General features: G+C 61.5%; 5 protein-coding genes. 3 read left to right on the top strand and 2 right to left on the bottom strand.

Going from position 1 to position 6,806, the window contains the following annotated elements:
- The coding region (locus JOZ76_RS13755; RefSeq protein WP_291699173.1) for an acyltransferase family protein at positions 1-679 on the top strand (679 nt) is incomplete at its 5' end.
- A 380-nt stretch (positions 680-1,059) separates the two neighbouring features.
- Here the strand turns inward: JOZ76_RS13755 and JOZ76_RS13750 are convergent.
- Positions 1,060-1,455 (bottom strand): hypothetical protein, encoded by a 396-nt coding sequence (locus JOZ76_RS13750; protein ID WP_291699172.1) that lies wholly within the window; start codon positions 1,453-1,455, stop codon positions 1,060-1,062.
- A 368-nt stretch (positions 1,456-1,823) separates the two neighbouring features.
- Here JOZ76_RS13750 and JOZ76_RS13745 point away from each other — a divergent pair, with 368 nt between their 5' ends.
- Positions 1,824-2,144: a DUF736 domain-containing protein gene (locus tag JOZ76_RS13745; protein ID WP_291699171.1), complete on the top strand. Its 321-nt coding sequence runs from the start codon at positions 1,824-1,826 to the stop codon at positions 2,142-2,144.
- Positions 2,145-2,379: 235 nt separating this feature from the next.
- On the opposite strand, the gene JOZ76_RS13740 is transcribed toward JOZ76_RS13745, so the two are convergent.
- Entirely contained in the window at positions 2,380-3,426 is a 1,047-nt protein-coding gene (locus tag JOZ76_RS13740; RefSeq protein ID WP_291699170.1) for a hypothetical protein, read from the bottom strand.
- A gap of 1,657 nt (positions 3,427-5,083) precedes the next feature.
- Between JOZ76_RS13740 and JOZ76_RS13735 the strand changes: the two genes are divergently transcribed.
- Positions 5,084-6,806, top strand: a 1,723-nt coding sequence (locus JOZ76_RS13735) for a DUF3363 domain-containing protein (RefSeq protein ID WP_291699169.1), incomplete at its 3' end; no start/stop codon positions are given.

Here is a 6,806-nt window from a genome sequence, read left to right as displayed (position 1 = left end):
CTCGCCCACGCTCATCGATCCGATCAATCGCCTGTCGCTGCGTGGCCATGACCAGCCCGCGCGCTTCTTCGCGGCCATGCTCGCCGTCACTGCCGCGGTCTACATCCCGGGTCGCGTTCACTTTGGACCATACACCTGGTACGAGTTCGGACCCTTCTCGGTCCAGCACGGACGCGTGCTGCTGTACGCGACCTACTTCTTTTTTGGTGCGGGGATCGGCGTCAGGTACCTGGACCGCGGATTGCTGGCTTCCGATGGCGAGCTTGGAAGGCGTAGCCTGGCCTGGACGATTCCAGCCCTTGTCCCCTATTGCCTCATGTGGGTGATGATCTACGTCAAGCGCGAAATCCTCGGAAATCCCAACCCGCTGCCCGACTGGTATGAAGCGATCTATGGACTGTTCTTCGCGGCCTTCAGCGTGGCTATCATGTTCACGATCCTGGCCTATTTCCTGAGATTCAAGCAATCAGGCTGGAGCAGCCTCGATGCCATGCAGTCCGCTGCTTACGGCATGTTCCTGGTGCACTACCCGATTGTCCTCTGGCTGCATTATTGGATGTTCGACTTCGCCATCCCGGCGATTGCCAAAGGCCTGATCGCATTCGTGCTCACTGTCCTCCTGAGCTGGGGCGCGACTGAAGCGTTGCGAAAGATTCCGGGCGCAAGCCACGTGCTTTAGGTCGTACTGCTCAAGCTGCGTGCTGATGGACGGATTGCGAGGAGTGGTAATGAGGAATGTCGTAGCCGGACTTGTCCTGGTGAGCTTGATGATCATTGGCGTGCTTGCCTTCGCCCAAAAACATGATGGATGCTTGCACGGACACTCGATCAAAGATTTTAGGCCCTGTGGATCAATCAGCCATTCGATATAGCACCTGCGACAGTCGGGGCTCGCGTAGCGCTATCGAGGCCGCTTCGCCGTGAGAAGCCGAACAATGATTGACCGCCGAGAGTTCATGGCGAGGAGCGCAGTCATTATCGTGCCCGCGCTTGTGTTGTTTCGAACGCAATTTCCTCCTGCGAGACAGGGACCCGTAGCATTCATGAAGGACGGAGCGTTCAAGACGATGGTAGCGCCGCCGACCAGGTTTGGATGAGAGTGGGGTCGTTCTTGGCATACTGCGTGGCGATGATTGCACTGCATCGCTCAGTTCTACCTATTCGAAGGGCTTCGGATTCCGGCCGCTTGAGAGACGTCGCCACGTATTCGGCGGCCAGCGTCCGAAAGCGCTCGCGGCAAGTGGTCAGCGTTAGCCTGCGGACCGGTCGCTCAAGGTGCGTGGCCTGTGTACCGATCAGCTCGGCGAGATATCGTACGGGGCCAACATCGGCCTCGGCGTGCCTGCGCTGGGCGTCAATTCTGGCTTTCTCGATCTGCAGGCTGGCGAGGGCCGCAGCCTGGCGCTGGCGCTCCGCGACGATTTCCGAGCGCTCGCGACGCTTCTGGTCGGCCATCGTCATCGCAGCGATGGGGCGGCCAAGCCGTGTTCATTTCTCGATGGCCGCGTCGATCTGGGCGATGCCGCGTCGGCGGGAATGCTCCTCCGCATCCAGCGCACTTCGGTCCCAGGCCGATAGATACGCGGACGACAATGAGCTGTTGCCTTCCCCCGGGAACGGCCAGCGTCCACGGCGGAGATTTTCAATGCGGAAGAGAATCAGACAACGCAAAATGAAACGAGAACAACATATCCGAAAGACGTGCGGAATTTGGACACTCACAACTAGGCGGCAAGCGTCCGGCTTCTGCACCTCGCTCAGCTCTTGACAGGATATTCGGCTTTCCAGGCCCACGGCAGCAATTCGTCGAGGCGGTTGATCGGATGGGGCCATGGACCGGTCGAGATCGCGACTCCGACCAGACCTTTACCCGCGCCGAAGACGGCTCGTTCACCGGCACCATCAAGACGCTCTCGCTCAACGTCAAAGCGCGCTTGCTCCCGGCCGAACCCTCACAGAGCGAGAAGGCTCCGAACCTGCGCGTGATGGCCGGCACCATCGAGATAGGCGCTGCGTGGCAGCGGACCTCCAAAGAGAACACCATCTATCACTCGGTGAAGCTCGACGACCCATCCTTCCCGGCGCCGATCTATGCCAACCTCGTCGCGGTCGATGACGCCTACGCGCTGGTCTGGTCCCGCTGATGACCTTGCGGCGCCTCACCCTCGCGAGGCGCCGCAGCTTCTCCTCCATGCCATTGCAGGGAGTGCCGCGAAACTGGCAGGCGGACGCGCCACTCAGCACACGTGCCGTCCCGCCGAGCCGTGTTACGCGGTTCACCGTAGGGCGATATCTCTGGAAAGCTCTCAACATGCTATGCCCTTTGATCTCGCCGGAGAAATGAACATGGTCTTGCTTTCAGGCCATCCCGCCAAATGGTCAGCTCGGGCGGTCGCGCCTCATGTGTTTACCGGCGGCGAGCAGGAGCGCCACGGCCATCGGGTCGAGTACGGCGACAAGCGCCAGAGTGAGCAGGCGGACCGGTCGCTCGAGGTCCGTGGCGGGCGTACCGATCAGCTCGGCGAGATATCGCACCGGGCCCACGTCCGCCTCGGCGCGCCGGCGCTGGGCGTCAACCTTGGCTTTCTCGATCTGTAGGCTGCCGAGAGCCGGTGCCTGGCGTTGGCGCTCTGCGACGATGTCCGCGCGCTCGCGGCGCTTCTGGTCGGCGATGGTCATCGCCCCAATGGGGCGACCAAGCCGGGTCGATTCCTCGATGGCCGTGTCGATCTGGGCGATACGCCGATCGAGGTCGGCGACCGTCTGACTCTGGAGATTGAGGCGAGTGTCGATATCGGCGGTTCTGTCCGTGAGCGCCAAATCCACGGCCACCATGTGATCGAGATGGGCGCGCGTGAGGAAGCCGAACACGCCGATCGCGTTCAGGCTCATCAACACGCTGATCATCGCGACGAGGACCAGGCGCAGGAAACGAGGCGCCGAGTTCCAATATTCCGTCAGCCACGCCGCTGCGACGAGCTTCCCGGCTTCCAGTGCAGCGCCCATGGTAATAATGGGCCAGAAAGCGCCGGCAAAGATTGCGGTGAGGCCATCAATGGAAAAGGCGGCCGATACACATGCGAGCATCAGCGCCACGACGAATGCAGCGACCTTGACCGGTGCCATGGAACGCTTCGCTCCCGTAGCCTCGGGCATAGTCGTGATACTGACGGCCTCGGCAACAGTAGGGGTAACATCGGTAACAGCCTGCGTAACGGAGCTGGTTACAATGATCGCTTCGGCGTTACGACAGATGAGACCGGCCTTTTCCCACGCTTTCAGCCGGCGACCAGTCCGCATCCTGTTCCAGCCCCAATTGCGCCCAAGCTCGGCTGCGTTGGCGCTCACGCGTCCATCAGGCTGGGAGCGCAGCCAGGCTAAAGCCTCCAGGTCATCCAATGGGCGGATCGGACTGGTTTCGGTCATCGTGGATACTGCTCCTCGCCTATCGGGCGCTACGGCATGGAGCTCCTGGCTGGTTGATCCGATGCCGACGAGGCTCGCCACATGCATCCAGGAAGCCAAACGCTACTTGCGACCGAGACGAGACGGCTCTTCTGAGGAGCAGCTGGATATCCAACTCTCGGTATCGCTCATAACCGATTCTCAGCGGAGCACACGAGCGAGGGATTGGCGGCCAACGCCGCGCGGTTCGTCCGCAGCGTCTTCACGGCTTCACGTCGTAATCATCTCCAGCAAGGGTGGCACGTAGTACGCTGCAGCTGAATGACCAAATTGCACGCCGTAGCACGCTACAGCTCTCCAACGAACAGCTGCGACGCAGCGCAAGTGATGTACCTCGGTCACGCCGGCTGCGCCTTCTCTATTGCGACCGACAGCCTCTGCTGCCCTGAAGAGGGATCCGCGGCCACCGGTGCTGATGCGCGCTAGTTGTTCTCGTCATTGCGGATGCCGTCTGTCGCGCCGTTTGCGCAACGCCAAGCGCGTCACTTGCGTGATGGCGACACGCGCGAAGGCCCATTTTGCTCCAGTTCATCGCTCCCGCGAGCATCGCCCAGAACGCCTAGCTGGCGATGTTGCGGCCATTCTCGATGAGGAGAAAGCGGCGCAGATTCTGTTTTCCGTAGCTCTCTTGCTTTTGCTTTCCCGGCGCAGCTTTTGGCTTCAATTCCGACCAATACTTCTTGAGCCCAAGCGCACGAGTCGTTGCTCGCCAGCCGCTTCAGCCTGCGCCGCAACGTGGTCTCAGTGGCACGCTGCCGAGGCTAAATACTTGCGGCTGCCGAGGCCCCTTCGATGCGGCACGTTAACGTGAAGGGACCACCATTCACAGCCCTGCTTTGTTCTTAAAGTGTTTCGGCTCCACCGGAGATTCTCGACAGCAGCAGAGAGCTCGAAATGTAAACGAGAACACGTCGAAAGTTATGTAGGACTCGGACGTCACCCAGCGACGTACGACGGCGAGATAAAGCGAACTGGCGTTCGCTGGCTCGCTTCGGTCGCAAAGGCTTGTCTGCACATTGGTTTTTGCAAGTTTTCGCCGAACCAAAGTAGCGCTGTGCAAGGTGTGCAGGTGCCGCCCTACGGACTTTCCCGATGAATTTCAATGTTCCGAGCGATGGCTCTCGCAATGTGCGTCGAGGGAGACCCCCGCTATTTCTTCGCCATCATGCGCGCTAGTGCGATTTGATGCGATCGATGCTCGGAAGCTCTTGTGTCGGCTTTTTGAACGGCCAATCGTCGCGTCATGGCACGTGATGACAGTGAAAATTTTAGGGTCAAGCCCGGTCGGTCACGCAACGGTGGAGCACGCATCAATCCGCGGACGCAACCGTTCCTCAAGCAGGTCCAGATCGCAGTCCGCAAGGCAGGTGGCAATCCTCAGCGAATAGGCTCGGCCGGTGGCCGGGAGGGAGGCAGGACGGGTCGGTTCAACGCGCGTGGCCGTGGCGCGAAGGTCGTGGCCTTCTTTCCCCGGTCGAGCGAGCAAGGAGCCTGGCAAAGAGATTCCGCGGGCCGTTCTCGAGCGCGGCGGGTCGTCATCAAAGCCAGGGTAGTCCGGCTCAATCCGCAGCAGCGGGGCGCGCGAGTTCCGAAGATGCGCGGGACGATGAGCAGGGCCGTGGACGCCCATCTCCGCTACCTCGAACGGGATGGGGTCATGCGGGACGGCGAGCGGGGCAAAGCTTATTCCGCTTTCGAGAACGAGGCTGACGGCAAGGCCTTTGTGGAGCGCGGCCGGGAGGATCGTCATCAGTTTCGGTTTATCGTCGCACCGGAGGATGCAACCGAAATGGCTGACCTTCGTGGCTTTACCCGTGACCTCATGCGCCAGGTGGAACTGGATCTGGCCACCCGCCTCGACTGGATCGCGGTCGACCATCACAACACCGGCCATCCGCACACCCACATCATCGTCCGCGGCGTGCTCGATGACGGCCGCATCCTCAATATCGCCGGCGACTATATCGCCCACGGGGTTCGCCACCGGGCCAGCGAGCTGGTCACCCGGGAACTGGGACACCAGAGCGAGATCGAGCTTCAGACAAAACTGCAAAACGAGGTCGAGGCCGAACGCCTGACCCGACTCGACAAGATGCTGCTGAGCGAGCAGCAGGAGCAGGGTGTGATCGACCTGCGACCAGGCGAGGGTGCGACTTGGCTCGTCCGCGAAAACCGCAACTTGATGATCGGCCGGGTAAGGCACCTGGAGCGCTACGGAGTGGCCACCGAGCTTGAGCCGGGACGATGGGCCCTTTCCGACCGCGCGGAACAAGTCCTGAAAGATCTGGACCACCGCACTGAGGTCATCAACGCCATCCACCGGGCCCTCACGAAGAACGGCCTCGCCGAGGAGCGCGGTGTTGGCCAATTCGCTCTTCATGGCGAAGGATCAGGCCAGAAGATCGTCGGTCGGGTCCTGGCCAAGGGCCTTGCCGGGGACGAGATGGGCGAGCGGGTCCACCTGATTGTCGATGGCGTCGACGGCCGGGTCCATCACATCGAGTTCAAGGACCCGAACAGGATCGATGAGGTGGGGCGGGACATGATCGTCGAAGCCACTCCCGTCGTCTCGGGTCCAAGGCCGGCAGACCGCAACATTGCTGCACAAGCTGTTGACGGTGACGGCATCTACCGGCCGAGCCGGCATCTGGAGCGTATCCGTGACAACTTCGAACGCCAGGGCAAGGACCCTGAAGCCTTCATCCGCTCCCATGTCCGGCGCCTGGAGGCCCTGCGCCGGGCTGGCCTCGTCGAACGGATCGATGCCGATCATTGGAAGGTCCCCAAGGATATCGTCGAACGCGGACAGGCGTATGACCTCGGCCAAGGCGGCGATGGGCTCAGGGTTCGGACTCTGTCCGCCCTCGATCTTGAGAAGCAGATCAGCAGCCATGGCGCGACCTGGCTCGACCGGGAACTGATCGCCCGCGAGCGCATGCCAACCACCGACAGCGGGTTTGGCCGACAGGTCAACAACGCCCTCAGTCGTCGCACTCAGCGACTTGTCGAGATGGGCCATGCGACAGCAAAGGATGGTAACATCCACATCTCCGCCAGCACCGTGACAACCTTGCAGCGACAGGAGGTCGAGCGCGTTGGCCAACAGATGGCGACAGAGCGCGGCCTACCATACGTGCCAGCAAATGCCGGCGATTATGTCAGTGGTCGCCTCGCCGGCGTCGCCAGTCTCGTCAGCGGACGCTTCGCTATGATCGAGAACGGGCTCGGCTTTCAGCTCGTGCCCTGGCAGCCAATCCTCGACAAGCGCATCGGGCAACACATCACCGGGCTTCAGCGTGACGACGGAGGCATCGAGTGGACGTTGGGAAGGAACAGGGGCC

Origin of the sequence: Bradyrhizobium sp., from assembly GCF_019244115.1 — a bacterium.
GTDB lineage: Bacteria > Pseudomonadota > Alphaproteobacteria > Rhizobiales > Xanthobacteraceae > Bradyrhizobium.
This window is presented reverse-complemented; position numbering and strand designations above follow the sequence as displayed.